This is a genomic window from Neisseria sp. HMSC064D07 (assembly GCF_001837185.1).
GTDB classification, from domain to species: Bacteria; Pseudomonadota; Gammaproteobacteria; order Burkholderiales; family Neisseriaceae; genus Neisseria; species Neisseria flavescens_C.
In genome coordinates this window covers 195,990-220,551 of record NZ_KV831707.1, presented here as the reverse complement: position 1 = coordinate 220,551, position 24,562 = coordinate 195,990, and the positions used below count along the sequence as shown (strand labels likewise).

The following is a 24,562-nucleotide window of genomic DNA, read 5'->3' as shown; positions in this document are numbered from 1 at the left end:
CTAAGTTGCCAGGCTGTAGCCTTGCTTGGTGCTCAACTGCACGCCGTTACTGGCCCGTGCCTGCAGCCGCGTGCCGCGCGGCACATTGCTGTGGTCAATATGTACCGCCACCTTATTCAGGTTTTGCGTTTTACCCACCAGCGCCCCGGCCGGGCCCGTACCCGGAGCCGTAGCGCCATCGCCGCCGCCGAACACCGAACGCACCGTATTGCCCAGTGATTCCAACTTGTCCAATGCCCACTGCAGCTTTCCGCGTATCCAGTCCCATACCCCGGAAATATAGCCTTTCAGCGCCTCAAAACCGCCGCGCATCAGGTTGATCGGTGAGAAGCCGGACAACACCCCGCCGATGGCGGAAAGTGCGGCAACAAAGGTTTGCCGGATTTGCGGCCACACCCCTTTCAGGTAGCTCCACACCGCCGTCATCGACTGGATCATCCAGCCCACCGGCGTAAAATTGAGAAATAAGTTGCCAAGCGCCTCAAACGCCGAAGCACACAGCTCCTTAATCAGCTCCCACGCCACGGCAAACGCACCCGACACTTCATCCCACAATCGGCTGAAATAGGCGCCGATGTCGTCCCAGTTGCGCCATATCACATATACCAAACCGGCAAACGCCGCCACCAGCCCGATAATCCACGTGAGAGGATTAGCCAGCAGCGCAGCGGTAAAGCCCCAAATCGCAGGAAGCGCGCCGATTAAAGCCACTGCCAGCGAGCCTACCGCCCACGCCACATTCACAAACGCCGCTACCAGCGGCAGGGATAGAATCGCCGCCACCACCAGCATTGTGTTGCCAAAGCCGCCGAGATAGTTGTTGATTTCGTTGAATTTATCGTATAGCTTGGTGCCGAACGCCCAGGCTTTTTCAAAGGCGGTTACCAAGTTTTTGCCGATGGTTTCGGCCAGTTTCTGCAGGCTGCCGTCTTGCGCCATCGCATCGATTTTTTCCAACAGGCCGCGCAGCTTATCCTGCAAATAGCTAAATACGCCCGAATCGGCGATCATCAGCTTAAAGCGCTCCCAGTTGTCCGATAGGTTGGACATCATGCCGCCCCAAGTATTGGACAGCTTATCCATCGCCCCGCCGTATTTTTCGTTCCAAATGGTCTGCAGGGTGGCGCGGATTTGTTCGCGGTTGTTCTTGTCTGCCATCGCCCGCATCTGGCGGCCGCTTTTGTCGGTGTATTCGTAGATGATGCGGTTGCCCTGTGCCGAGGCCTTAATCCCAAACTCTTTCAGGCGCTCGTTTTGCCCGGTCATGGCATCGGCAATCGCCTCCACCGTCTGCATCAGCGGCTTGCCCATACCGGCGGAGGTATCGCCCAGCGTGGTCAGCAGCCCGTCTTTAATCGGGTCAAGGCCGTAGGATTTGAGCTTCACAAAGGCTTCGTTTACCTCATTGAGTTCGTAGGGCGTTTTTGCCGCGAACTCACTCACCCATGTCATCGACTGCCTAGCTTTTTCACTGCTGCCTTCGATGGTTTCCAGCACGGTGCGGTAACGTTCAAATTCTGCGGCGGTATCCACCACGCCCTTAACCATAAACGCCGCGCCAGCAGTCAGCACCGCACCGGCCGCAGCATAATGTTTCAGGGTGGCAGTGGCCTGGTCAGTTGCCTGCGCCACCTGCGCCATCGCCCGCCCCACGCGCCCGTTGTTCAACGTGCCCAAGCGTTCGCGGATGGTACGCAGGGCGCGGCTGGCTCGGTCTTGTACGGTTACTTCTATCTCAGTTTTTGGCCTTGCCATTATTTACTCCAGGCATAAAAAAACGCAGAGCGGCAGGCTCTGCGGTCGGTTGGTTCGTCTGTTACGGGGTAACAGTCTTGATGTAGAGATATTGCAGCGACTTATCGGCACCCATGTGCGCGGACACCTCCAGCAAACCCGGGTAGTTATCCCAAGCCAGCCGCGCGGGCGCAGCCACAGTTGGAGGATTGCTCGGCAATCCAATCCACACAGGGGCAGTATAGGCATTATCGATGCGCTTATCAGTTAGCGTCAGCCAGTCAGCCTTACCCTTAATATAGACAATTTCCCACTCTGCCGATGCGGCGGAGTAGCGGCAGCTTTTGCCGTATTTGTTGTTTTCGCAATCACCCTGCGGATGGCCCAGTATTTTTTCCACCGCCGCCTGCGGCTGTCCGGCAATATCCATTATCTGCCACACCGGTTTAATATCCGGCACAGGGGTAAAGGTTCGTTCGGCTTGCGCGGCGCTGGCGGATACTGGAGCGGAAGCCGCCACTGAAGCGGCGGCAGGTTCGGCAGGTTTTTCCGAGCCGCCGCAGGCAGTCAGCAGCGCAATCAGTAATACGGGTAAATATTTCATCGGTTTCTCCTTGTAAATAAGTCCCGGTATTTTACTCCTCCAGTTGTTCCCGAATCCAGCCCGCCCGCTCATACCACCACTGCAGCTCGTCAATATCCAGCGCCAGCACGTCGCCGGCGCTGCCCTTGAAGGTATAAGCCACTACTGCGGCGTAGTCTGCCCAGTCTGGCGGCCAGATAGCAAAAAACCCTGCATCTCCGCGCTCAATACAAAGGCGTCGGCGCTGTCCATCTGTGCCAGCACGTTAGGCGGGATGTTGGTCAGTTTGCCCACCAGCGCAAACAGGGTTTTGGCATCCAAAATCAAGCTGTCCGGGCTGAATTTAATCTCTAAGCCCATCAAATCCCGGCCGGTCGGGCGGCGGATGTCCAGTTCGCTGATTTCCTCGCGCCCGAACTGGATCGGGCTGCTTAACTGAATAATAAGTTTATCCATTTACTTGTTTTCCTTTAGATTTCCTGCGCTTCGTATTTGCTCTCGAAGCGCACGCCGATATTGGCCTCTTCAGTGTTGCCCGTACCCTCGCCGGCATACCAGGCATCGGAAAGCACCACGGTTTTACCGCTGGCTAACTGCAGGGTAACGGTGGCATTGTCGATGCTGGTTAAATCGGCCAGCTTCAAATCGGGGCGGTCGGTGATTTCGCCCTCAATAAACGGCGTTTGCGGCGTCTCTTTGTAACCGTGCACGCCGTCCGCGCCGATAATCGCCTCACGCTTGCCTTTGCCCAAGTTGTAGGTAAAGTTGCCTTTGGCATCCAACTGGTTGCCGTTGACTTTAAAAAAAATCACGCCAGCACGGCGGTTTGATTTTGCCATGATATTTGCTCCAAACCCCGCAGGCTTTCAGGTAGCCTGCGGGGCGTTAGGGGTTAAACGATAAACGCAATCACGTTGCCGGTGATAATCCACGGATTAACCAAGTCCGGCACCATGAACGTGTCGAGGCGGGTCGGGTTGCCAATGTTGCGTTCGGCGTAGCTGTCGGCGGTGAACTGGTCGATGTTTTCCACCAAACCCAGCGCCTGCCAAATCTGCGCGCGCGCCACCATTTCGGCCTTCATGCCGCTCGGGGTCATAATCGGCTGCCCAGACGGGAATTTGTTGCCGTCGTCCGCCAGCTTGTGCCGTGGGTATTTTTGCTGGATATAGGTGTCCCAGTCGTAGCGCAGATAGCTCAAGGTCCACACCGTGTTAATCAGCAGGTAGCTCTCATCGGCCTGCCCCAGTTTGCCGGTTTTGTAGGTGCTGATCAGCATATCGATCATCACCGCGCCGCCTGCGTTGGTGCGGTAGGTGGAGATGCCGTTATACAGCAGCAGGTTGCGCTCCTGCAGGGTAAGCTGGGCGCTGTCGGCGGGCGGCAGGATGCCTTTGAGTTCCAAAGTTTGGAACGGGCGTGCCGGGTCGTTTTGTGCGGCAAACGCGGCCTGTGCGGCAGTCGCTGCAGCCAGCTGCACCGGCAAATTAGGCACGCCGGGCAAACCGCCGATCACCGAAAACGGACTATTGCGCCCGTTGCCCAGCGTGGTGAGCCCGGCGTAGTTGTCGGCCTTGGCGACAAACACCAAACCGCCGATGGCGCGCATCGGTCCCCAACGGGAAGCCAATTCATCCTCCACCGCCTTCAGGCTGGCGGCATCGGTAAACGGCATCACCATCACATCAAACTGTTTATCACCCAGCCCGGCCAAGGCGGCTGCCAAATCCGGCGTGCCCGCGCCGCCGGCCATTGCAGTGATGGAAATAGTGAGGCCGGTTGGCGTTTGCTCGTCGCGCGGATAATAGTTGAGCCGCAGGTCAATCTCATTGCCGGGCAAGCCCTTGTTTTTAGCCGTCAGCGTTACTGCACCGGCATCTGCCTGTGCACTCACCGGCAAATCGGCGGCGGCATTCACGGCGGCGGCCAGCGCGGTAGCCACGGCCGCCGCGCCATCGTTGGCTTTGACCGCGAGCTTGACTGCCTGGCCACCGATGTAGAGATACACCACGCCGCCATCCTGCACCGTGCCGGCAATTTGGATTTTGCCGCTGGCCGCAGAGCCGGAGGTGTTGGACAAAGGCAGGGCGAAGGTTTCGATGTCGCCGCCTTTGTTGTCAAACCAGCCTTTGGCCGCCCAATACATCAGGCTGCCCGCACCAAACATACCGGCAGCCTGCTCCAGGCGGGTAATCGGCACGGCCTTGCCTGCTTCCGCGCTGCCGCCGGTGGCCGGTGCAATCAGCAAGGCGCGATAAGGCTTGATATTTGCGCCTTTTTTGGCCAGCTCGTTGTTAAATTCGGTGCGGCTGCCCGGCGCGCGCAGGGTGCCGGGAATCTCATTAAATGCAATCGTCATTTGTTAGCCTCTTTGTCTTTGCCGGCCACCGCCTCTACTTCGCCCGCATTCAGGCGGCGCAGCCAGTAGTTGTTTTTTTCCACCTGCGCGCCGTCTTTCGGCAGCGGCTCGCCGGTGGCCGGGTCGGTGATTAGATAATCGCCAACCGGTCGCACATAAAACGTAGTCATAAAAGCCCCTTTCAGCTTTTCGGGATGTTGTCTTCGGCATCAATCTCGGGATTGCTGCCATACAGTTGCCAGTGCGTGGCCATCTGTGCCTCGGTGATCAGCTGCGGGCCGATATGCGCCTGCGGGTGGTGGTTTTCATCGCCCACATAATCGCCGGCCTGCTCATACCACACCGCCTGCCACAGCTGGGTGTAAAACACGCTCACGTATTCGCCTTGGTCTTCGGCTTCGATAGTGAGCGACAGCGGCAGCAAATCTTCGCCCAGCTCGCCGCCGAGCGTGGGGTTGGCATAAAACAGTTTTTCCGCCAGCGCGGTCATTTCCTCCGCCACGTCTTCGGTTTTTTCGTTGCCCTGCACAATACAGGTAACGGCCAGCTGTGCTTCGTGCCGCAATTCCAGCGGCGCGGCGTTAAATACGCTGCTGCTGCGGGATGCCACCGATACCACCACGCACGGCAGTTTGTTTTGCGCTGGCGCCACCCAACGATAGGGATACACCCGTCTAAACTTGGTACGCAGCAGCGCCACGGCGGCGGCGCGGATGTCAGTAAGTTGGTGCCGGCTCATTTTTCGCCCTCAACTGTAAAACGGTGATGCCGGTGCCGTCGGCCTGCACTTCGGCTACCCGGTAGGCAACGCCCCGCACCTGTATTTCCGCTTCCGCCACCGTGTCCGGCAGCTCGGCGGAAAGGCAGATTAAATACGGATCGGCATTGCCAGCAGAGATGCCGTAGCCGTTATCTGTGGCGTATTCGCGGTCGAAAATGCAGCGCACCGGCTGCCCGTCAATCATCACGGTTTCACCGAAATCGGCAGGATTGGTAAACACGTTCAGCGGCTCATTAAACACTGCCGCCCTCGCCGCCCTCACCGGATGCGTTACCGCCATCGGCACCAGAGGATTCAGCCTCTTTGGCAGGCGCTTCTGCCGCCCAGCCTTCACGGATATAGGCCGCCGCCTGTTCTTCGTCCACCGAATACTTCTTACCGAAGAAGAAACCTTTGTCATCGTCAAAAAAACTACGCAACGGTGTAATTTTGATTTTTGCCATTTTTAATACTCCATATAGTCAGGCCGTCTGTTGCTCAGACGGCCTTTGGTTAAACGGTTATGCTGCCACGATGTCTTTAATGGCGGCAAAGGATTCGACATGACGGACGGCAATATCCACATCTTGCAACGTGGTGATGCGTACCGCGCCCGCAGTAGACTTGGTGTACGGATCAACGATCACATCCAAAACGCCCCAGTGTGCAATCATCAGATCAGACCAGTTACCAAAAATCAGCGGACTGCATTTGATGGCCGCCGTGCCTTTGGTCAGGTTGGACGGAATTTGGTTTGATACCGCGCAACGGTAGCCGTTCAACGGCGTTGCGCCGTCCTGCCAGATGTAGCCGGACACGCCGTCGGCCTTCAGCTTGGTTTTCAGCAAACCGCGCACGCGGGCATTGGTGATGTAGGCCAAATCGCCGATGTCGGCATTGGCGGCGGCAATGGCACTTTCCAAAGCGACGATATGCTCCCATTCGGGCGCACCGCCGTTCGCACCGATTTCCACCGCGCCGATGCCGGCAGTGTTCAGGATGCCGGTCGGTTCGTTGCTGGTACCTTTGCCGTTGATGGCCGCCAAATCGATACCCAGCATCATCGCTTTCAACAATTCGCTGCGGGCGAACTGTTCGGCAGACAGCGAAGACTGCAAAATGAATTTGCGGCTCAATTCGGTATTGGCGGTAATGGTTTTCGGTTTCAGGCTCATTTGTCCGAAAGTGGCGTTCGATTCGGACGCGCTGCCGTTTTCATACACCCATTGAACGGTGTTGCCGGTCAGGTGTTTCGGAATAGTGATGTCGCCGACCAAGCCGTCCAGTACGGTGGCGCCCAACTGGGCAACGGCAAGTCGGTTGCGCAGCAGTTCGATGAACAAGTCTTCGCGGAAGTCGTTTTCGATGACGTTGCCGCCGTTTGCCGCATTGCCTTTGCTGTAAGCGCGGGCAATCAAATCAGTCGGCACAAAGAAGCCTGCCGCTGCGCGACCATGTCGTTTTTCCAACTCTTCCGACACTTCGCGTTCCAAGCCCGCTTTGTCCCATTTGCCGGTTGCGGCGGCAGACATGGCGCGCAGAAGGGAAAATTCACGCTGTTCTTTATCAGTCATGCCGATTTCACCGGCGGTAACGGTCGGCTTCGTCTGCATGTTTGCCATGATGGCGGCGCGTAATTGGGCTTCACTACCGCCCTCTTTAATAACCTTTTCGGCTGCTTCGATACCGCCGTGGGCGGCGTAACTGCGGCCAATGGCCAGCAGTTCGGAAACGCGCGCGCGTTCGTTCTGCATACCGCGTTCGGCGGTGTTGTTGGTATCGATTGCTGCGGTGGCAGGGATTGCGGCGGCGGGAGTTTCCACCGTAGTGGGCGTTTGATTTTTATCCATGTTTCGATTTCCTTTTTCAGGGGTTGGGTTTACAGGGTTTTCAATAAATGGTTCCGCCGACCTGCCGACTCCTACTGTCGGGTCTGCCGGAACGGTTACAAAACTGATTTCATAAGGCTGCCACCGCGTTGCAGTAAAGGTGCGGCTGCCGTCTGAAACCTCTTCTTCAAAATCGGCTATGCTGTAACCGACACTGATATGGCGCAGGATGCCGTCTTGCACGTCTTGGAATTTTTCCGCCGCTTTCGCGCTGTTGCCAAAGCGAACTAAGGCACGGCCGCGTCTATCAGCATCCACCCAAGCGCGTTCGATGACACCGATTTGGTCATCCCAGTCGTGGTTGAACAGCACCGCGCCGCCATCATTCAGACGGCTTAAGTCAACGGCACCCGCCGCATGACTTAATACTTCATCGCCGAACCAGCGTTCTACCGGCTCTTCGCTGGAAAACGCCACTTCGACCGTCCGTTTTTCAACATCCACGCTTTCACGCTGAAACACGGCAAAACGGCTCATTTGCTGCATTTGCGCCTTATCAGGCTTCATTTTCTTCATTTGGGTTATCCTCCGATTCCGATTCTGCCGCCGATGCGGCCGGTTTTACGTCGGCAATAATTCCTTTTCCTGCCAACATCTGGTTTTCCTGTTCGATTTGGGTAATAACATCTTCAAAATCCAAACCCATTTCCGCGCAAATATCGCGGCGGGATTTGACCGTCAGCGCCACCGCCTCTTTATGCGCATTAATATCTTTCAGCGGGTCAACCCACGACCAGCGGCGCCCCTGCCAGGTGCAGGCCTTGAACTTGTCCAGCTTGCCGGCAGGCAGCGATTTACCGGACGGCATCTTGATTGCGCCCATTAGCAACGCCGCCTCAATCCAGCGATCGAATACGTCATACAAGAACGCTTCGGCAAACCAGTTTTGCAACGTCATCCATGTATCGCGCTCCTCCAGCGTCCCGCTGCGGATACTGGAAAAGTTCACGCCCTCAAGGTCGTTCGCCAAACTGTGATAAGCCACGTTCAAACCGCTGGCGATACCGCGCAGACTGGCTTTGACGAATGCGTCGTAATTGGCGTGCGGGTAATCCGGGTCGAACGGCGTAAAGTCGTAACCCTGCGGCAGTTCATGGAACGTACCCGGCTCGACCGAATCGATTAAATCGATGCTGCCGCGCCCGTTATCGACCTCTTGCCCGTCAATCGGCGGCATAAAGTTGTCGGCATCTTCCGTCTGTTTGAAAAAGCCCATTTTCGATGCACCGACACGGGCAGCGATAATGGCCGCTTCCTGATAGCCCGACAGGTTTTGCAGGCCGATGATGGCCGAAGCCACCCACGGAAAGCCGCGCCGCTGCTCCGGGCGGTCGTGCAGGAAAATATGGCTGATTTGCTCTGCCGGCACCCGTTCGCGTAAATTGCCCGTATTCGTCTGTCCGTATGATTCGCCCGGATGTGCCGTCCGCAACCAGTACGCTACAGGACGGGAATAGCTGTTTAACTCAACACCCATGCGCACGGCGTTACGCCCGTTTTGCTGCGGAACGTTGTATCCCGTATCCAAACGGTCAATATCCAGCACCTGCAACGCATAGCCGTAATCATTGTCAAACCCTGAAATATGACGAATCAGCACTTCGCCGTCCCGCGCCACGCTGCGAATCAGCAGCCGTTGCAGGTCGGTAAAAGACATCTGGCCGGTAACGTCGCACACGCCGCGCCTTGCCCAGCGCGAAAACGCTTCTTCGATGGCCTTATTCGCCAAGTTATCGGGCTTTTCGGCGTTATCCAGCAAAACACGCATTTGCAGGGCGAAACCATCGCGCCCGATAACGTTGCTTTCGACCATGTTCAAAAACTTGCGCATGTAGTCGTTGTCGCGCGCAAGGCTGCGGGCGCGGGCGCGCAGGCGGTCAAGGTCTGACCGCGCCAAGGCATCCGCCGACCAGTTTTGCGGCTGCCATGAAGCCAGCGATCCGACCGGACGTGCTCCGGCAAAGCTGCGGCGGGCTGTTTTCGGGACGGCTTCCCGCCTGCCGAACAACCGCGCAAAAAAACCGCGCTTTTGCACGGTTGGGTTATTTGTTGGCATGGTGTAATCCTAGAATCGGCAAATAATACGTCCGCTACGCCGGGCTGAAAAACCTAAAGCAGCTTCAAATTTCCGGATTTCGTTTTCCCAATAGCGGATTTGCTTCAGCAAATCTGCCAAATCGACAAACTCCATTTCACGGTCTTTAATTTTGTAGCGCTTGGTCAAGCCACGGCCGGTAGCATGTTCCTTATAGGCGGTTTTAAGCACCTGCAAGATTTCACGGGCATCATCCAATTCAGCTATGAACTGCTGTTCACGCTGATCGGCGGTGATTTGCTGGATAGTCATTTCAGACGGCCTTATCCATTAAATAAAATAAAGTGATACAGTTTCCTTCACTCGATTTGACCAACCCTTCTTTAATCAGGTTGTCTATATCGTTGCGCGTATTAATCCAATCTGCCCAGCTTCGATCTTCTCGCACTGCTTTATTAATACTGGTAGTTGTGCAGCCGGGATTGGCGCGGATGTAGTCTAAAATTTTGGTTTTCATAGTTTTAAGCGGTTATAAACCGCCCTAACTTGTAAGCATAACTTACAGGCCGGGCGGCGGTTGAGAGTAACAGTAGCAGTTGCCTTTGCTAACGACGCGCCACCGCCGGGCTGTTTACAGACTGTACCGGCTACATCTCTCCGGCCTCGGTCCTTCACCGTCGTGCAGTGCCACCGCCGACGTGTCAAGAATTTAAAAGTTAGTAGCAAAATTGCCGCCACGCTTGCGACGGTTCACGGCCGAATAACCGCTGCTGTTTTCGCGGCCGGTTTCAGATCCGACAACCTGATCAGCTTCAGCTTTTGGTTCTGAAAACAGTTCCGATTGCAACAAGGCCGATTCATACAGTGCCCACCGCGTGGCAGACATGGTATGCGTACCCAGCGAACGGGCAGCATGAAGTGCGTACACTTCGCAGTCCAACGCTTCGTTTCTCACTCCTACTTTTTTCTGCCACACTTTTTTGTGCTTATTCATCCGGCTCGGCACTTTGATTTCAGACAACAACTGGCTGCAGTAATCGGTGCGAACGCCTGAATAAAAGTGCATACGGCCGGCGCCGCTACCTTCTAAATTAATTCGGGCGTGCTCATCAATCAGCAGGTCTTTCGCACGGCTCACCCCAACGCTATACACCTGTACGCCGAATTTGTCGGCCTTGGTGTTTTTGTGTTTCAGATCAATCGCACGGGCGCGGCTGAAAATCTCTTTATCCGGGTTCGAACTACCCTTTACAGCCATCACATTGATATTCTTATAACCGCGGCAGGCGCGTACGAAACCATAAACCGCATCAGACGTATTGCCGTCCGAACTGTCAATAGACACCGCGGCAATCTTCAGACCGGAACCACTTTCATGCCGGTAGACCGTCTGAAAAATCATTTCCGCCAGCTTACGCCAAACGTCTGATTTTGGGTCAACGGTATTGCCATGTATCTCGCCCCACCAAACCAGCCAGCTTTCCTCACCACGCCCCCAGGCGCGAATAATAATGGCCAATCGGTCGTGCTGTACGTCAACACCCATTGTCAACAACAGGCCACCGCGTGGCACGGTATTTTCCGGGTAGTCTTCGGCACGTTCAGCCAGCTCATCCTCTTTAACGCCGTCGTTCGTCATTTCAAACGGAATGCCGATTGATGAATTGACAAATGCAATCATTGGGGCGACATCGCCGTTATCCATCTCGTACTGCGCGGTCAGCCATTTCTTCATCAATTCCGAAAAGACACTGCCGGGAAACGGGCTGTAAAGCTCGTTCAAATAAAAACCAGCGGTGCCATGAAAGGGGGCGGTAGCTTGCCACCAGCCTCGCTTCACATTGCGGTTTTTCTGCATATCGTTCCATACGCTGCCACAATGCGGGCAGGTGTAGTGTGCAGTTTCGGGCAATTTCTTGCCGAAAACGGGATGGTTGCCGTTTGGATCTTCATCACAACTTAAGTAGTCAAAACTCAAAGCGTGCGCCTCGCCACATTCATGGCATGGCACCATCCCCACGCGTTTATCGGATAGCTCCATTTCGGCTGCTATGGTTGATACGCCTGCAATGGTTGGTGTTCCGCCTAAAACAATTTTCGGGCGGCGGTAGGTTTTTGTTCGCTCCTTCGCCAGCTTGATACTGTCGCCCTGTCCCCGTAGGTTTAAGTTACAGTCGTCTGGTTCTTCCACACACACAATCGGCACTGGCGACGATTTCACGCTAGCCGGGCTGTTTGAACCTACCAGCTTAAGGAAACCGCCAGGGAATTTCTTAAATAGCTGCCTTTGCCCTTGCACGCGTGCACGGGTATCGACTTTTTCACGCAGGGCAGGTGTAGCCTCTACCATCGGCGTGAACTTCTCGTCCATATACTCCTTGGCCGCACCCTCTTTCGGGAATAGCACCAGTATTGGGCTAGGGTCGGTGTCGATTGTCTTGCCCAAAAAGTTACCCAATACACCGGAAGTCCATGCGACTTGCGCGGATTTTTGGCAGCAAATCACTTGTACATTTGGATCATCAAGAGCGTCAAGCGGGCTGTTTTCCCACTCAAGATATGGCGTAACGCCCAAAACATATTTACCGGGTCGGGCTGCTTCAATACTCGACAAGTAGCGGTACTTATTCGCCCAGTCACGCGTTTTTACCTTACGCGGCGGACACCATTTCTGGCATGCCTGCCGCAACACGCGCAACACGGTATCAGCCATCTGCACTTGCATCGTTGCTGTCGCTGTCTGCATCGTCATCGGCTCCGTAGTTCACCAGCTTATCAAGCGCTCGGTAAATATGGGCGGCAATGGCATCTGGGTCGATTTCAACGCCAGCCATCGCGCTTAATTCGGTGGCCAAAATATCAGGCATCGTTAAAAATTCGGTACGAGCAGCAAGTATATGATCCGACCAAGCGCGTTCAAACAACGCGGCCGGGGCAAGTTCGCCCGTTCTCTCTTTAATATCAAGCTCAATCGCATCAGCTTTAAGCCTGTCCAGTCTATCGCGTGGCTTCTCTTTGTTCAGTCGCTCAATTTCACGCTGAACCATCCAGCGGATAACTTCACTGCTTTCGTATTCATTTGCCTGTCCTCGATTGTCGGCATAGCTGGCAACAGGTAAACCCTCTTTCTGCCAATCCGTCAACGATCGTTCGGACACGCCTAAAATCTCGGACAACTGCCTTTTATTTACCAGCATATCCAAGTCCTAAAAATGCACTTCAGACGGCTTGCCACTAGACCCAATATCACCCATCCAAAAATGACAGGCCATCTGAAACACACTAAAAAAATTGGGTGGATAAAGGCCACCCATAAAACTCACAGCACACACAAAAATCATCGAAACAAAACCAAGTAAGGAAGCTAACGTCCCCCGTCGCTTCACAAAAAACGCGGCGCGAATCACCCGCGTGTCCAACAACGGCGGAAGTACCTAACGGGCTGTTGCCACAGCATTTGCCAACTCCCTATCGAAGTGTTGACGATACTTGGACTGAACTGTACGTTCTGCCGTTTCGAAGTATTTAAATCGCTTACCATAGCTGGCACCACTCACATAAATCAGCAAGGGCTTAACCTTGCCGCGCTTACTACGCTGATAAAGCCCAGGCTCAAGCTTGCCATGCCGACAATGCAGCGCAAAGTGCGTACCCGCCGCTACGCCAGCAACCATGCGCCTAAACGTGCCAAGCGTTATGTTACCGTACTGATCCAGCTTGACCGCAGCCGGAACAATCTTCATTCCTGCAGGCATTAACCCACGGCCAATCAATAATGATTCCACCGCCTTCTGCCTACGGCTCCCACCTTCGATTTGTGCCGCAAGATATTTCGCAGCACTGCGCCCACGGCCACCGTCTTTAAAATCAACAACAGCAGTTAAATCAGCCTTACGCGCATACTTTCGGACAAAAACCGAATTCACGGTATAAGCTTTCGGAGTAGCAAAAACCGACTTTATTTCCGTTTGTTCGGCGGTCTTAACGTCTTTTGCCACAGCGTTTAAAGCTCGACTACACGCAAACGGCAATTGTTTTTTCTGCACATTATCAAACCAACGCACAGTTTCGCGGGCATCCACTTTAATCTTTATCATATCCACCCCAAAGAAATGGCCGTCTGAATGGCGGTTCAGACGGCCTATACGGGTAATGACAATAAAAAACTGTGGTCTCGTTACGCACGTAAACCACAGTCTGTCATAATTAAACATCAAATGTTACAACCCGTCAAGACAATTTTCTCAATAAAAATGCAATTTCAGGATTGGCCTCAAGTTTCTTGATTGTCCGGTGCAATGTTACACGGTAGTTTTGATGACTGACAACCGCCCCACACTGCTGCGATACATTAGCCGCTTTTTCCAACTGATTACCAACCGTTAAAAACTCAACCCGCACCACCGCCGCGGGCACTGCCGACAACCTAGACACATACCGATCAACAGTCATCGCAACCGCATCACCATCAATACCATATGGAATTTGCGAAAAAGCGTTTGAACTGCCGGGCAACGACACCCCAGAAGCCATCAACGCATTTAATTTACTCGAACACCGACCTGAAGAATCAAACCGGCCTAAACACCAATCTGCCCAATATTCCAACAGTCCATTAATTGTCATTCAATCCTGTATCAATCTCGCCATACAGTTACCCTGTAGCCCCATCAATTAACGCAGAGCTTTGTTTTATATGAATGAAATTATATCAAACCAAGCAACAACAACCAACAAAAATCAGATTGTCCACATTTTTCAAAATTTTTATCTGGTTTGTCCATACTTGTCCATGGTGTTGTCCATAGCAAAAGCCTTATATTTATTGGTTTGTCCAGTTTGTCCATACTTTTTAAGTAAGTCCGTATGTGGAAGTAAAAAATAAAAATAAAAAACCATGTATACACAAAAAAACGCGTAATGAAAAAATCATTACGCGCGTATAAGGTTTTGACCTATGGACAATCTGGACAAACTGGACAAACCACGGTTTATAAGGCTTTCAGAAGACCCCATAATATGGACAAACCATCAAAAATATGGACAAACCAAAATTACAACGACAACTTTTCTAAAATGCGGCTAAATTCCGCCACCTGATTGCCGTAATAATCCATCTTACTGACAGCATCCTCCGAATCACGGGCAGTATTATCTGTGTTGGGCTGTGGGAAGAGCTGCTGCATTTCCGGGCGCAACCAATTATGTGGCACCACAAAGATACGCAACCGCTTCTTGTCATATCCATTCATTCTAACCCAAGTTCTCACATCTTGTAAGCGCTTGGCCATATTTGAATAAAAATTCTTCTGGGTCATACTAAAAGTCTTAGTATCGTAGCACCATTTCTTGTAAACCTTCCACAAATCCGCCGCTGCACAAGTAATAAAAGGCACATCAATATCACCATTATACCAATCATCCAAAAACGCCTCCCAGCCCGGCTTATTCAGATTAATCATTCGGCGTTTAATAGGCGTCATCAACGGCTTAGAATGCGGATTAAACGGTACACGCTCCCCCTGATCATTGGTGTACATCAACGGCAAAGCACATAAAAACGCAGCAAATTCCTCAATACCGCCATTTTTCAATTCTGCATCCAAATTAGCATACATATCATCCGTGAATTTCCGACTACAACCTGATACCATAAAACGACGGTCATTTGATTCAATCGGTATCGAACGCTCATCATTCGAAAAAATGATATACGAATTATAATCCGAATGTTTTTCAGCATCGCGCCCTTTGCGCTCCACCATAATCACATCACTCGTAATCATATTTTTAAGCTTACCGATGATATTCATTCGCTCATCAGACGGACTAATCTCTTCAAAAATTGTAACCAACGCAAACAACAAAACCGCATTAAAGCGAGATTCCAGCGCATTTTGGTCAAGTTGGCGCAAATAATCACCAAACAAACCCTTAACAACACGCTCACCGAACGTCGATTTACCCACCCCCTGAGTTTCAGAGATGAAAACCAAAGCCGTTGCAGGCTTACGTTCAGGCCAGCGGAAGCGGCAAGCCAACCAATTCAAAACCCACTCAACAGATGCAACAGCCTTATTACCATTGCCGGCACATAAATTTTCAATCAAGCCAATGATATGCTTACACCCGGGGAAACGCGCCTTCAAATCATCAATCGACACATCCTTGGCCGTCTCAACCTCCGGAAAAACCGCAGGCACAGGTAAACCACGAAACATATTGATATAATTGACTAAATTATCATCATTAAACGATACTCCACACGGCAAATCAGGCTCAAAAACATAATTTGAGATCGGGCATACCATTCGTGCCGGAGATTTCGACCAATCATCAAACTGCTCCGGCCACGCCGCCTTTACCGCCGCCAATGACACAACCGAATCCAACTTAATATCAAAAGCATCAGTTGTCCCATCCAAATAAATATAGCGGTTAATCATATCCGCAAACATATCATCAATCTTGGCCAACGCCTCCAACTTCAACCGCTTACCGATGATTTCAGCCTCAAATTCCTCAACCTTTTGCCGTTTAGCCTTATAAGACCAACCAAGCACCGCCTCTTTGCCGAAAATCTTGCCCAACTGACGAAAACTAAAAATTTCCCCTGTTTTCAAAGAGATAACACGCTCTTTCAAGCCAACCTGAGCAAAATTATCCATCAATTCCTGCATGACCAAACCTTCACGGCTACCCACAGACGAATGTTCAACATCCGCCCCCGCACCGCCCCCTTGATTTTGTGGGTGCGGTGCATCGCACCCACTCATATTATCAGAAGGGTGCGGGAAGATTGCCGGGTCGGAATCATCCACAAAAGGATACGTCCGCAAAGCGGACATCACCGCCCGAACACTGGTAAGCGGCTCAGTATCCACCAACACATCAGCAATATCGTAACCACTTGGCCAAACGCCAGGGCGTGGGATATCCGCGATTTCGACCGAACAGCCCAAATCAACCAATACCGCCGCAATACCCAACATCGCCGCCATACCCGGCTGTTCCAAATAATCCAAATACGGCATATCCCATTCACTCAAACCCTCCTCAGCATCTTTTTTGGAACGTTTTCGGCGCTGACTATCACAATCCGGCCAACACACCACCCTACGGCCGGCAAGCGGCTGCCAGTTGGATTTTTTCCAACCATTTGCACCACCGTGCCAAGACACCGCAACATAATCAGCCAAATCATGGCAATTTGCCGCCGCGTCCCGACATTTCTCCCCCTCGACCAACAAAACAGGCGCATTCGGGCGGCGTGCCAAATCATCCAAACCATACAACGGCAAAGGCTCAAGCACACGACGATTCCGCCATTCCTGCTCACCCTTACCATTCTGACACCATGCAAACGGCAGGTCTTCCTTATGCCCGTCAGCACCGATAAACCGCTGAATAACCATCAACGGACGGCCCTGCTCATCACGATAAACCGCCTGCCGGTCAACCCTCTTATCCCTAGCTCGGAATTTAAACGACGATGAACCACGCAAAAAGCCCAATTTCGCCTCATCCACCGGCACAATCGGCGTCCACGTTTCCCGCGCCCGACCAGATTTACCATAGTTCGGCGTACCATCCCAAAGAACACGCTCCACCGGCTCAAAGCCACCTATATTCAAACGTTCGGCCACAGCACGAAGCGCATCGCCCTGATTGCCATGCGTAAACAAATAAGCATAAAGGCTGATCAGATCCCCGCCGGCATCATCAGTCGCATAATCAGCCCAAGCGCCCGAATGCGTATTCACCGCAAACGAACCCAAATGACGGTCCGCACGTGTCGGATTCAGCGCAAAAAACTCATGCCCCTTATACTTGCCGCCGGGCAACCATTCCGCCAGCAAATTATCCACCGCATTCAAAGCAGCATCAGCAACAGATTTAAAGTCTAATTTATTCATTTCAGACGGCCTTATACAAAATTTAGGCGTAAAAAAGCCTGCCCCCCCCCTCTAATGGAAAAGGCAGGTGGAAAAACATCCCGACATGGCGTATCGGAATCAGGGGTATTTCAAGACACAGTCACCAAAGGCGACAGAATTAACGCAAAGCCAAGCCGGCACCGCCGCCCTCAGCTTCCAAATCAGCCCAAAACCTTAACCAAGGCTGGGCACGCGCAATTTTGAAATCCAGCGAACGGCGCTCCAAAGCCAACTGCGCCGCCAGCTTGCGCGCCTCATCGGCAGTACGCGGCACCGACAACTCAAACGGAATCACCGACGGCGGCAGCTGGTTCGGGCAAACCGCCGATGCAGCCGTCCGACCCGATACCAACGCATCAAAAGCACGGACAACCTGTAGATGAAATTTCGGACTAATCCACATCGCATAGCTGTAAACCAACTCACGGCAGGCGAAAGTCCCTTGATTTTTTCCAAAACCTTTAATGGTTTTAATAAGTGGTTGATTTTTCATTGAACCCCATATCTGGGGTTCACTAAGTGGTTGATTTTTCATTGAACCACATATCTGTGGTTCACTTTGTTCAAACTCCAACTCTCGAATGAGTTCAGATGTTTGCAATAATCTAAGCCACAGATAAGGCTCATATCGTTTTTCACCGCCCGAAGCCTTATGCAAATCATTCAGGCAATACAAACCATCTGTAAGGCGAATGGTCTTATCGGCAATTACAATTTCATTCATTTCACACCTCAACTAATTCAGGCCAAATTTCAGCAAAATCATCAGGGCGTAAATCGCGGCGCGTAACAACCCCACCAGTAGCACTCTCAATACGGACACACCAAATCACAGGCGGTGTTCGTTGGCCATTTGCCCACCGCAAAACATCAGGAGCATGGGCTTTAATCTTTCTTGCAAAAGCGGCCGCAGAAATACTTTCCGAATGGAAATATTCATTAAGCTTCATAAAATTCCTTTCCTAATGGCGCAATACTAGCAAATTGCTAATATTTAATCAATAGCATTTTGCGTATTTAAATTTTATAGCATTTTGCTATGATTTAAAAAAAGGAATTATCATGAAAACCATTGAAGAGACATATCGCGAAAAGCTACGCATCCTGATTGCCGAATACGGATCACAAGCCAAACTTGCACAACAAATCGAGAAAAATCCCGCACAAATCAGCCAATGGATAAACGGCACACCCAGTTCCACGGGTAAGCCCCGATCGCTAAAATCTGATACCGCGCGCGAAATTGAAAGAAAAACAGGCAAACCGATTGGCTGGTTTGATCAGCCTGAAGATAAAGATAGTCAAACGATAGGTAGCTTCTCATCTCGAAAAAATGACAGCACAACATTAAATCTATACGACGTAGCCGCATCTTGCGGACAAGGACATATTAACCCCGAATTCCCCGACCTCCTCCGGTCGATAGAATTACCCAATAGCGCCCTACAAGAACTGCTTGGCACAGCCAATCTGAAAAACGTCAGCCTATGTCCGCCCGACGGCGACAGCATGGAGCCGACCATACCGCGCCGATCCATTACCCTGATAAAAACCGACATCGCTGAATTTACCAACAGCGGCATATACCTGATTACCTTCCAAGGCTATACCTACATCAAAAGGCTCGCACGCGGGAAAGGCGGCGTTTTGCACGTCACATCCGACAATCCCGCCTACACAAAATCCAATTTTGATATATTGCCGGACGAATACGACCAATTAACCGTACACGGAAAATTTTGGAAAGTCCTCCCCCTCGACTTTTTAGACCTGTAATCCGGACATAATCACAAAAGGCCGTCTGTTGTCAGACGGCCATCTTAAAATCTAAATATTACAGATTTACACTAAGTGTAAATTTGATATAATAGAAAAATCTTAGAATGCAGCTAAAGTTTGAAACAAACTATTTATACTTGCTGTTCACCGACCCATATTTTCAGGATAAGCAGATAGGTGTAAAAGCAACAGGTGCATACAGGTTAATTGTGAACTATCTTTTGTCTGTACAGCGCATAACCGATTTGCACCAAGCTTCATTTTTAAACTTGTCGCCGTGTAATGACAGTTCAGGCCACTATTCCATAACCGTCAATTCAAAATGTAATTTAATTATCCACATAGAAAACGAACAAATCGTATTGCACCGACTAGAGTTAAAAGACCACCCAAAATGAATACACAAATTTTACCCGCTCAACCGATACACCCAGGACAAGTTCTAAAAGCCGAACTTTCCGCTAGAAATCTGACACAGTCAGATTTAGCAGAAATCATTCAACGACCCGCCAAAACCATAAACCAAATCATATCCGGCAAATTGGGCATCACCCCCGATACTGCCATGCAGCTGCATCAAGCATTGGGTATTTCTGCAGAAACATGGCTTAATCTTCAAGCCCGATTCCAGCTATCCCAACTCGAAGCCGACAAGTATCAAGAGATTCCGTTAAGAGCAGCCTTGTATCAGAACTATCCGATTAAAGAAATGGTAAAACGCGGCTGGATTTCTGCCGGCAAAACATTTGAAGAGTTAGAAAGTGCTGTAAAAAACTTCTTCAATCTCGAGACAATCAACCAAACACCGCAATTCCAATTTTCTGCCAAGCAAAACGCGGCTGCCTACCAACAAACAATCAGCACAACAAACTTGGCATGGCTTTTTAAAGTCAGACAGTTGGCAGCCGAACAACTGACAACGGGAAAATTCAGCAATGCGGCTGTAAAAAAAGCCATTGACGAATTGTCCGGTCTGCTTCGTTCGGCAGAAGAGGTCCGCCACGTTCCCAAAATACTGTCTGCATGCGGCATCCGATTAATCTTTGTCGAAAGCTTGCCCAACAGCAAACTGGATGCCGCCTGCTTTTGGCTGGACAATCAAAAACCGGTTATCGGCATGACCTTGCGTTACGATCGCATAGACAATTTCTGGTTTACCCTCCGGCATGAATTGGAACACATCCTAAACGGAGACGGCAAAAACCAAGCTGTCATTGATGAAGATATCGGCATTCAGATCGACGGGCTACCCGAATCGGAACATTTGGCAAACAAAGCAGCGGCAGATTTTTGCGTCCCCGCCGCAAAACTTGACAGCTATATTGTCCGCGTAGGTGCCTATATTTTTTCCGAAAGGAAAATTATTGCCTTTGCAGGTGTCAATGAAATACACCCGGGCTTGGTGGTCGGGCAGCTTCACAACCGCACAGGAAAATATCAGCAATTGCGCAAACATCTTGTTCCGGTACGGAATTGCATTTTAAACGGCTCAACCTATGACGGCTGGGGTTTTGCAAATAGGAGTAATGATGAGTAACGCCACAAAAAAACAAATCGCAGAAATCGTAGAACAATACAAACAGGCCAAAGGCATTGAAGACGGAAGAGTAGATGTTCATGATTTGGCAGGATGGGCATTGGACAACAAACTTTACCAGCCCAATATGCGCGATGAAATCCAGCTTGCCGCCAATACATTTTCACGCCACTTCAGAGAAGAGCTGCGCGCAGACCCTAAAGGACGCAGCTATCGTGCCAAACACGCGGTAAGAGAAAGTGTTAATGGCAAACAATTGACGCTATGGGCTGATTTAGATGACCCCAACGTCCCCGTAGAACATTTTCATAAAGCATTTTCACAGCGCCGACAACAAATTGTCGGAGATTGTGTCCAGCTTAAAACCGACGTTGACGTATGCAATGATAAAAAAGGCAGTGATATTCCACTTTCTCTCAACTTTGAAGACGACGTAGCAGAAGCTGAATATCTGCGTGACAATCCAGATGCTGCAGCCTAAGTAATATTTTTTACCAGCCCGCCACAAAGCGGGTTTTTCTTTTCCCTATACTTGGCCGTCTGAATATTCAGACGGCCTTTATTTTATCTAAAGATAGCAAATTGATATTTCACAAAAAATAAATAACCTTTTAAAACAATAAAATACAATAAAAATAACATTTTGCTATTTTATTTGCAATAGCAATTTGCTAATATCTCCACATCGAAACAAAAACAAAGGAAACCGCCATGACTTCAGAAAAATATACCGACCGCGCCCTACGCGCCAAACAAGTCGCCGAAAAGCTAGGGGTCAGCATTCCCTTTGTCTGGGCTAAATGCAACCCCGACAACACCCGCTATGACGCCACTTTCCCCAAACCCTTCAAAATCGCCTGCAACGTAACAGTATGGCTTGAATCCAACATAGACGCATGGTTGGCCGCTCAAGCCGCAAAAACCAACAACCCAAAAGGAGCCGTCGCATGACTACCCAAGTCCAAGAAACCTACCTATTGCGGATTGACGTAACCGCTAACACCACAACCAACTATCTGACCTACTACAGCTGCCATATCCGCAACGAATCCGGCGAAAACCTCGCCAGAACCGGCGGACACCGCGAACCACAGCAAGCAGTCAAAGCCGCACTCAAAGAATTACTACAAACCATTCACTTAGGGAGCATGTAAATGAAACGTAAAATCTACCGCACAAAATATGGCCGGCTCATGCTGAAAATTCAAACACAGCATCGCAATAACTACCAATCGATATTCGTGCTTAATATCCCGAATTCACATTTCGAAGCAAGTGGGACAGTTAAATCGATCAACAGCACATGGCAATTTAAATTTCCAAGTCGCTCAAAGCAAGACCGAATTTTTAAAGCATTAACACAAGAACGCGCAGAAATGGTTGCAGAAGCATTAATGGACGCAATCCCCGATATTTTTAAGAAAGGCCGTCTGAAATGAAAATCCGCTACACACTAATCATCGCCATCCTAGCCGCCGCACTCGGTTATGGTTGCGCCCCGGCCATTGCCCACCACAAAAATACAGCCACCCAAGAGTGCAATCCCGATCATGGCTGTATTGATTTTGACGCTCATCCCGAATTAATCGGCGGCGGCATCGTATACGAGTAAAACATGCCCACCATCATTAAATTGGCCCTAATCATTATCCAAATCATTATCGAACGCATTATCCGCCATCGGTTCAGCTACTGGGCCGATGGCACACCAAGGAAATAGCATGTTTCAACACACAGAGCGGCACATAAAGCACCGCCCTATGTGTTGCCCTGATTTAGAAGGGGTTACGCCCCTCCCGAATAAAGTCTGATTCTACCGCCCTAAAGGGCGGGGTTTCAACCGAAAAGGAAACAGCATGCAAAAGAGAAAACGGTACCAATCCAAAACCTTTGACGGCATACCACCACACATGATAGCCATCATGAAAACCAGCCGTCGCAGCCTAACCGTCAACGAAATCGACAAAGCCATTGGCCCACTGCTGAAGTACATCGACCATCTGAAAGCAGGAACAGCCAACGAGACCGACTTATGGGCTGCCTGCTGTACCAATTACCTCATGGTTGAATTAGTCCTCATCCTACAAAACACCAAAATCCAAGCCGATGACACCGTACAAGAAATCGCCCGCATCAAACTAAGCATCGCCCGCGATTATTTTGTAAACCACGTCAGCGACACACTCGAAGCCCAACAAATCCGAAAAAACAACATCGGCCGCTTCGTAGCTACCGGCGACGAAATCAAAATACTCGAATCCGCCGTCGAAAAAGCGATCGAAATATTAAGCTTGGCCGACTACGGCCACTTAATCCAAGCTCACGCCCAAACCGCGCCGCTACTGAACAAACTAACCAACGACATAAACCACAGAAATCAAAAACAGCAACAAAAACCAAACCACTGACAAACCAAAGGCCGTCTGAAATTTCAGACGGCCTGTTTAACCTTAAATCTTCTTAATACTTTCTTCCCACTGCAAACGCTCTTCCTCTTCAATCGCCCGCTTTTCGGCCTCTTCTTTTTCCTTTTTCTCGTCCTGAAGCCTATTCTCTATTTTCTCCACTTCATCGGATACATTGCTGTCATAAACCATAATGGATACTGCATCATCAGGGCATCTTCTTCGATCATACAAATATAGATCTGTCTCACTTAACGGATTTCCTGACAAATTATCTAAAAAGTTTTCGAATATGCCCGCATTCACGCCCTCTATGGAAGGCAATACAATGCTAAATCTCTCCGCCTCTTTTACATGAATGCAACTTGGGCTGTTTATCTCTTCTTTCTGGGCAAATTCAGTACCGTACTTATCTACCAAAGCCTTAGCAATATGGAAAACCTCATCCCTATCTTCAACAGCCCTTGCAACATCACCCCTATCTCTAAGGTTATACGCATCAAGCGTATAATTTACTGCTATGTGGTACAACCTGCCTTGATGAAACCTCATCAATATTATTGGAGCGGTAAAATCTTCGGTCAAAGCCAAATCTTCATACAACCATACGTAAGACGACGGATAAAGGTCATCTCCTTTCAAAAGCCTTGGCTTCTTACCCTGTTTCTTGGCAATCATTTGTTTGACGTACTGCTCGGAATCACCAATCTTCAGAAACCCGATACCGTCCACCAATGGTTGCGCGACCGTAGCAGCAGATACCAAGCAACCAACTACCAAAGCTGCAAAGCGTTTCATCTTTACATTTCCTTGCGTGATTTAATCGAATTTCATCATGCCAAATTATATTTCCCTTGACAAGTATTTTCTTTTTGCTTTACATTCCGCTTCACGAGGCGTCGAAAACCTCTACTAGAACGGCATTCACCCCGTCAGCGTGAATTTTTTACGTCCATAGATTTCATCGGTTTCCTTTGTTTTTTGTTTCGATACCACCGAAGTTTCCTATGGTCGGGAGGGCTGCGAATACAAGACCCGCTTTCAGCGGGGAATAAGCACGGCCTTTTTCTAGTAGGTTTTCGAACCTCCCGACCGCCCTTTTCGGGCATTTCGAAACTAAACTAGGAAACCATCATGAACCAAGTTCAAAACATCTCTTTCCACGGCCAAGCCGTCCCTGTCTTCACCCGAAACCAAACCCACTACGTCGCCATGAAGCCGATAGTTGAAAATATCGGCTTGACATTACCACTTTAATCTGTTTAAATTTCTTTCACGTGGCGTAGAAACCACATGACAAAGCGGCACCGCACCGTTATTGCGGCATTTTTGTATCCATAGTTTCTTTAGGTTTCCTTTGGTTTGTTTCGATACAGCCTAAGTTTTCTATGGCCGCGCGGGCGACGAATACAATACCCGAAAGGGGAATAAGTCCGCCCGTCTTTGTCAGGGTTTCTAACCGCGCGGCCGCCCATATGGGCAAATTTAGAAAACTTAGACAAAGGCAAATCATCATGAACCAAGTTCAAAACATCTCTTTCCAC

At 50.6% G+C, this 24,562-nt stretch carries 31 protein-coding genes; 9 read left to right on the top strand and 22 right to left on the bottom strand.

What is annotated here, in order from left to right; translation table 11 throughout:
* From HMPREF2608_RS10585 to HMPREF2608_RS10495, 20 genes are all read right to left on the bottom strand, one after another.
* Positions 1-1,755 carry a tape measure protein gene (locus tag HMPREF2608_RS10585; protein ID WP_070826997.1) on the bottom strand — a complete coding sequence of 585 codons (1,755 nt, stop codon included), beginning with the start codon at positions 1,753-1,755 and terminating at the stop codon, positions 1-3.
* A gap of 61 nt (positions 1,756-1,816) precedes the next feature.
* On the bottom strand, positions 1,817-2,338 hold the full coding sequence (locus HMPREF2608_RS10580; RefSeq protein WP_070826996.1) for a hypothetical protein: 522 nt from the start codon (positions 2,336-2,338) through the stop codon (positions 1,817-1,819).
* 141 nt (positions 2,339-2,479) lie between these two features.
* The gene (locus HMPREF2608_RS10575) at positions 2,480-2,773 is read right to left on the bottom strand and encodes a phage tail assembly protein (RefSeq protein WP_049258260.1); all 294 of its coding nucleotides are present in this window, start codon (positions 2,771-2,773) and stop codon (positions 2,480-2,482) included.
* 14 nt (positions 2,774-2,787) lie between these two features.
* Positions 2,788-3,156: a phage tail tube protein gene (locus HMPREF2608_RS10570; RefSeq protein ID WP_049258259.1), complete on the bottom strand. Its 369-nt coding sequence runs from the start codon at positions 3,154-3,156 to the stop codon at positions 2,788-2,790.
* 53 nt (positions 3,157-3,209) lie between these two features.
* The gene (locus tag HMPREF2608_RS10565) at positions 3,210-4,676 is read right to left on the bottom strand and encodes a phage tail sheath subtilisin-like domain-containing protein (protein WP_070826995.1); all 1,467 of its coding nucleotides are present in this window, start codon (positions 4,674-4,676) and stop codon (positions 3,210-3,212) included.
* Complete coding sequence (locus tag HMPREF2608_RS11275) at positions 4,673-4,846, bottom strand: DUF2635 domain-containing protein (RefSeq protein ID WP_082887733.1); 174 nt, start codon at positions 4,844-4,846, stop codon at positions 4,673-4,675. Before HMPREF2608_RS11275 ends, HMPREF2608_RS10565 begins: the two co-directional genes overlap by 4 nt.
* Before the next feature lie 11 nt (positions 4,847-4,857).
* Entirely contained in the window at positions 4,858-5,286 is a 429-nt protein-coding gene (locus HMPREF2608_RS10560) for a hypothetical protein (protein ID WP_141761494.1), read from the bottom strand.
* 106 nt (positions 5,287-5,392) lie between these two features.
* Positions 5,393-5,677 (bottom strand): head-tail joining protein, encoded by a 285-nt coding sequence (locus tag HMPREF2608_RS10555; RefSeq protein ID WP_283122318.1) that lies wholly within the window; start codon positions 5,675-5,677, stop codon positions 5,393-5,395.
* A 13-nt stretch (positions 5,678-5,690) separates the two neighbouring features.
* A complete protein-coding gene (locus tag HMPREF2608_RS10550; protein ID WP_070826992.1) occupies positions 5,691-5,900 on the bottom strand; it encodes a hypothetical protein in 210 nt (69 codons plus the stop codon).
* A 57-nt stretch (positions 5,901-5,957) separates the two neighbouring features.
* A complete protein-coding gene (locus HMPREF2608_RS10545) occupies positions 5,958-7,841 on the bottom strand; it encodes a phage major capsid protein (protein ID WP_070826991.1) in 1,884 nt (627 codons plus the stop codon).
* Positions 7,822-9,381 (bottom strand): phage portal protein, encoded by a 1,560-nt coding sequence (locus HMPREF2608_RS10540; protein WP_070826990.1) that lies wholly within the window; start codon positions 9,379-9,381, stop codon positions 7,822-7,824. The genes HMPREF2608_RS10545 and HMPREF2608_RS10540 overlap by 20 nt, the downstream gene beginning before the upstream one ends.
* Positions 9,382-9,390: 9 nt before the next feature.
* Positions 9,391-9,672 (bottom strand): hypothetical protein, encoded by a 282-nt coding sequence (locus HMPREF2608_RS10535; protein WP_070826989.1) that lies wholly within the window; start codon positions 9,670-9,672, stop codon positions 9,391-9,393.
* Position 9,673: 1 nt separating this feature from the next.
* Positions 9,674-9,877 (bottom strand): hypothetical protein, encoded by a 204-nt coding sequence (locus HMPREF2608_RS10530; RefSeq protein WP_070826988.1) that lies wholly within the window; start codon positions 9,875-9,877, stop codon positions 9,674-9,676.
* A gap of 192 nt (positions 9,878-10,069) precedes the next feature.
* A complete protein-coding gene (locus HMPREF2608_RS10525) occupies positions 10,070-12,106 on the bottom strand; it encodes a phage terminase large subunit family protein (protein ID WP_070826987.1) in 2,037 nt (678 codons plus the stop codon).
* Complete coding sequence (locus HMPREF2608_RS10520) at positions 12,066-12,557, bottom strand: terminase small subunit (protein WP_070826986.1); 492 nt, start codon at positions 12,555-12,557, stop codon at positions 12,066-12,068. Before HMPREF2608_RS10520 ends, HMPREF2608_RS10525 begins: the two co-directional genes overlap by 41 nt.
* A 237-nt stretch (positions 12,558-12,794) precedes the next feature.
* Positions 12,795-13,574 carry a hypothetical protein gene (locus HMPREF2608_RS10515; RefSeq protein ID WP_283122317.1) on the bottom strand — a complete coding sequence of 260 codons (780 nt, stop codon included), beginning with the start codon at positions 13,572-13,574 and terminating at the stop codon, positions 12,795-12,797.
* A gap of 16 nt (positions 13,575-13,590) precedes the next feature.
* A complete protein-coding gene (locus tag HMPREF2608_RS10510; RefSeq protein WP_070826984.1) occupies positions 13,591-13,986 on the bottom strand; it encodes a hypothetical protein in 396 nt (131 codons plus the stop codon).
* A gap of 428 nt (positions 13,987-14,414) precedes the next feature.
* Positions 14,415-17,276, bottom strand: coding sequence for a DUF5906 domain-containing protein (locus tag HMPREF2608_RS10505; RefSeq protein WP_070826983.1), 2,862 nt, complete (start codon positions 17,274-17,276; stop codon positions 14,415-14,417).
* Positions 17,277-17,415: 139 nt separating this feature from the next.
* Positions 17,416-18,021 carry a KilA-N domain-containing protein gene (locus tag HMPREF2608_RS11270; protein WP_084824631.1) on the bottom strand — a complete coding sequence of 202 codons (606 nt, stop codon included), beginning with the start codon at positions 18,019-18,021 and terminating at the stop codon, positions 17,416-17,418.
* Position 18,022: 1 nt separating this feature from the next.
* Positions 18,023-18,247, bottom strand: coding sequence for a transcriptional regulator (locus HMPREF2608_RS10495; protein WP_070826981.1), 225 nt, complete (start codon positions 18,245-18,247; stop codon positions 18,023-18,025).
* Between the two features lie 112 nt (positions 18,248-18,359).
* Between HMPREF2608_RS10495 and HMPREF2608_RS10490 the strand changes: the two genes are divergently transcribed.
* The 8 genes from HMPREF2608_RS10490 (at position 18,360) to HMPREF2608_RS10455 (ending at position 23,021) form a co-directional block, all read left to right on the top strand.
* Positions 18,360-19,073 carry an XRE family transcriptional regulator gene (locus tag HMPREF2608_RS10490; RefSeq protein ID WP_070826980.1) on the top strand — a complete coding sequence of 238 codons (714 nt, stop codon included), beginning with the start codon at positions 18,360-18,362 and terminating at the stop codon, positions 19,071-19,073.
* Positions 19,074-19,470: 397 nt separating this feature from the next.
* A complete protein-coding gene (locus HMPREF2608_RS10480; protein WP_070826978.1) occupies positions 19,471-20,613 on the top strand; it encodes a HigA family addiction module antitoxin in 1,143 nt (380 codons plus the stop codon).
* Positions 20,606-21,094 carry a hypothetical protein gene (locus tag HMPREF2608_RS10475; RefSeq protein ID WP_070826977.1) on the top strand — a complete coding sequence of 163 codons (489 nt, stop codon included), beginning with the start codon at positions 20,606-20,608 and terminating at the stop codon, positions 21,092-21,094. Before HMPREF2608_RS10480 ends, HMPREF2608_RS10475 begins: the two co-directional genes overlap by 8 nt.
* 230 nt (positions 21,095-21,324) lie before the next feature.
* A complete protein-coding gene (locus HMPREF2608_RS10470; protein WP_049349602.1) occupies positions 21,325-21,564 on the top strand; it encodes a helix-turn-helix transcriptional regulator in 240 nt (79 codons plus the stop codon).
* Complete coding sequence (locus HMPREF2608_RS10465) at positions 21,561-21,767, top strand: hypothetical protein (RefSeq protein WP_070826976.1); 207 nt, start codon at positions 21,561-21,563, stop codon at positions 21,765-21,767. The genes HMPREF2608_RS10470 and HMPREF2608_RS10465 overlap by 4 nt, the downstream gene beginning before the upstream one ends.
* Positions 21,768-22,052, top strand: a complete 285-nt coding sequence (locus HMPREF2608_RS10460) for a hypothetical protein (RefSeq protein ID WP_070826975.1) — start codon at positions 21,768-21,770, stop codon at positions 22,050-22,052.
* Positions 22,049-22,225 carry a hypothetical protein gene (locus tag HMPREF2608_RS11515; protein WP_168167211.1) on the top strand — a complete coding sequence of 59 codons (177 nt, stop codon included), beginning with the start codon at positions 22,049-22,051 and terminating at the stop codon, positions 22,223-22,225. The genes HMPREF2608_RS10460 and HMPREF2608_RS11515 overlap by 4 nt, the downstream gene beginning before the upstream one ends.
* A gap of 244 nt (positions 22,226-22,469) precedes the next feature.
* Positions 22,470-23,021, top strand: a complete 552-nt coding sequence (locus HMPREF2608_RS10455; RefSeq protein WP_141761493.1) for a hypothetical protein — start codon at positions 22,470-22,472, stop codon at positions 23,019-23,021.
* 42 nt (positions 23,022-23,063) lie between these two features.
* Here HMPREF2608_RS10455 and HMPREF2608_RS10450 read toward each other — a convergent pair whose 3' ends face one another.
* Entirely contained in the window at positions 23,064-23,816 is a 753-nt protein-coding gene (locus HMPREF2608_RS10450; protein WP_070826973.1) for a hypothetical protein, read from the bottom strand.
* A gap of 336 nt (positions 23,817-24,152) precedes the next feature.
* On the opposite strand from HMPREF2608_RS10450, the gene HMPREF2608_RS11265 reads away from it, so the two are divergent.
* Positions 24,153-24,275, top strand: coding sequence for a phage antirepressor N-terminal domain-containing protein (locus tag HMPREF2608_RS11265; protein ID WP_084824629.1), 123 nt, complete (start codon positions 24,153-24,155; stop codon positions 24,273-24,275).
* 89 nt (positions 24,276-24,364) lie between these two features.
* Here HMPREF2608_RS11265 and HMPREF2608_RS11580 read toward each other — a convergent pair.
* The coding region (locus tag HMPREF2608_RS11580) for a hypothetical protein (RefSeq protein WP_210402784.1) at positions 24,365-24,562 on the bottom strand (198 nt) is incomplete at its 5' end.

Bases quoted from the DNA above. Each gene is read 5' to 3' on its own strand.
- HMPREF2608_RS10585 (WP_070826997.1), bottom strand. From the start codon at position 1,755: ATGGCAAGGCCAAAAACTGAGATAGAAGTAACCGTACAAGACCGAGCC.
- HMPREF2608_RS10580 (WP_070826996.1), bottom strand. From the start codon at position 2,338: ATGAAATATTTACCCGTATTACTGATTGCGCTGCTGACTGCCTGCGGC.
- HMPREF2608_RS10575 (WP_049258260.1), bottom strand. From the start codon at position 2,773: ATGGATAAACTTATTATTCAGTTAAGCAGCCCGATCCAGTTCGGGCGC.
- HMPREF2608_RS10570 (WP_049258259.1), bottom strand. From the start codon at position 3,156: ATGGCAAAATCAAACCGCCGTGCTGGCGTGATTTTTTTTAAAGTCAAC.
- HMPREF2608_RS10565 (WP_070826995.1), bottom strand. From the start codon at position 4,676: ATGACGATTGCATTTAATGAGATTCCCGGCACCCTGCGCGCGCCGGGC.
- HMPREF2608_RS11275 (WP_082887733.1), bottom strand. From the start codon at position 4,846: ATGACTACGTTTTATGTGCGACCGGTTGGCGATTATCTAATCACCGAC.
- HMPREF2608_RS10550 (WP_070826992.1), bottom strand. From the start codon at position 5,900: ATGGCAAAAATCAAAATTACACCGTTGCGTAGTTTTTTTGACGATGAC.
- HMPREF2608_RS10545 (WP_070826991.1), bottom strand. From the start codon at position 7,841: ATGAAGAAAATGAAGCCTGATAAGGCGCAAATGCAGCAAATGAGCCGT.
- HMPREF2608_RS10540 (WP_070826990.1), bottom strand. From the start codon at position 9,381: ATGCCAACAAATAACCCAACCGTGCAAAAGCGCGGTTTTTTTGCGCGG.
- HMPREF2608_RS10535 (WP_070826989.1), bottom strand. From the start codon at position 9,672: ATGACTATCCAGCAAATCACCGCCGATCAGCGTGAACAGCAGTTCATA.
- HMPREF2608_RS10530 (WP_070826988.1), bottom strand. From the start codon at position 9,877: ATGAAAACCAAAATTTTAGACTACATCCGCGCCAATCCCGGCTGCACA.
- HMPREF2608_RS10525 (WP_070826987.1), bottom strand. From the start codon at position 12,106: ATGCAGACAGCGACAGCAACGATGCAAGTGCAGATGGCTGATACCGTG.
- HMPREF2608_RS10520 (WP_070826986.1), bottom strand. From the start codon at position 12,557: ATGCTGGTAAATAAAAGGCAGTTGTCCGAGATTTTAGGCGTGTCCGAA.
- HMPREF2608_RS10515 (WP_283122317.1), bottom strand. From the start codon at position 13,574: ATGTTTAATTATGACAGACTGTGGTTTACGTGCGTAACGAGACCACAG.
- HMPREF2608_RS10510 (WP_070826984.1), bottom strand. From the start codon at position 13,986: ATGACAATTAATGGACTGTTGGAATATTGGGCAGATTGGTGTTTAGGC.
- HMPREF2608_RS10505 (WP_070826983.1), bottom strand. From the start codon at position 17,276: ATGAATAAATTAGACTTTAAATCTGTTGCTGATGCTGCTTTGAATGCG.
- HMPREF2608_RS11270 (WP_084824631.1), bottom strand. From the start codon at position 18,021: ATGAATGAAATTGTAATTGCCGATAAGACCATTCGCCTTACAGATGGT.
- HMPREF2608_RS10495 (WP_070826981.1), bottom strand. From the start codon at position 18,247: ATGAAGCTTAATGAATATTTCCATTCGGAAAGTATTTCTGCGGCCGCT.
- HMPREF2608_RS10490 (WP_070826980.1), top strand. From the start codon at position 18,360: ATGAAAACCATTGAAGAGACATATCGCGAAAAGCTACGCATCCTGATT.
- HMPREF2608_RS10480 (WP_070826978.1), top strand. From the start codon at position 19,471: ATGAATACACAAATTTTACCCGCTCAACCGATACACCCAGGACAAGTT.
- HMPREF2608_RS10475 (WP_070826977.1), top strand. From the start codon at position 20,606: ATGAGTAACGCCACAAAAAAACAAATCGCAGAAATCGTAGAACAATAC.
- HMPREF2608_RS10470 (WP_049349602.1), top strand. From the start codon at position 21,325: ATGACTTCAGAAAAATATACCGACCGCGCCCTACGCGCCAAACAAGTC.
- HMPREF2608_RS10465 (WP_070826976.1), top strand. From the start codon at position 21,561: ATGACTACCCAAGTCCAAGAAACCTACCTATTGCGGATTGACGTAACC.
- HMPREF2608_RS10460 (WP_070826975.1), top strand. From the start codon at position 21,768: ATGAAACGTAAAATCTACCGCACAAAATATGGCCGGCTCATGCTGAAA.
- HMPREF2608_RS11515 (WP_168167211.1), top strand. From the start codon at position 22,049: ATGAAAATCCGCTACACACTAATCATCGCCATCCTAGCCGCCGCACTC.
- HMPREF2608_RS10455 (WP_141761493.1), top strand. From the start codon at position 22,470: ATGCAAAAGAGAAAACGGTACCAATCCAAAACCTTTGACGGCATACCA.
- HMPREF2608_RS10450 (WP_070826973.1), bottom strand. From the start codon at position 23,816: ATGAAACGCTTTGCAGCTTTGGTAGTTGGTTGCTTGGTATCTGCTGCT.
- HMPREF2608_RS11265 (WP_084824629.1), top strand. From the start codon at position 24,153: ATGAACCAAGTTCAAAACATCTCTTTCCACGGCCAAGCCGTCCCTGTC.